The sequence below is a fragment of the Mesorhizobium sp. ArgA1 genome (assembly GCF_053714375.1).
In genome coordinates, this window is record NZ_JBSKBQ010000157.1 from 1 (window position 1) to 370 (window position 370).

The window sequence follows — 370 nt, forward strand, 5'->3', positions numbered from 1 at the left end:
GCAACGACGGCACCGGCCGTGAAATGCCGAGATGCGCGCTTCGGCGCCCTCCAGCGCTCTCCCCGGACGAACCAGGCTGCAATTGGTTCAGCTGCTGCTCAAAGTTCGCTTGCAGATTCGCGCCGTCCCCCTGTTGCCGTGCGAAGCCTGGCGCAGACGGGTTCAACTGCCGAGGATTGAACTGAGAACCACGCATACCCTCTCCATCGAAAATATTGATTGCTCGCAAGTCTGCGCAGACAGGCTCAGATCAAAGCCTCAGCGGCGAATGGATTGAGCTCGCACGCCAAACGACAAGCTGTCGCAATCAGCTGTCGAGAAGCTGACCGGGCAGCAAAAACCCGCGTCCACAGGCCTCCGTTTTCTAACA

The 370-nt window shown here is 59.2% G+C and carries 1 protein-coding gene; it reads right to left on the reverse strand.

What is annotated here, in order from left to right:
- Window positions 1-196: hypothetical protein (locus ACWGTI_RS32800; protein ID WP_454590698.1), on the reverse strand; the 196-nt coding region annotated here is incomplete at its 3' end.
- Window positions 197-370 lie beyond the last annotated feature (174 nt).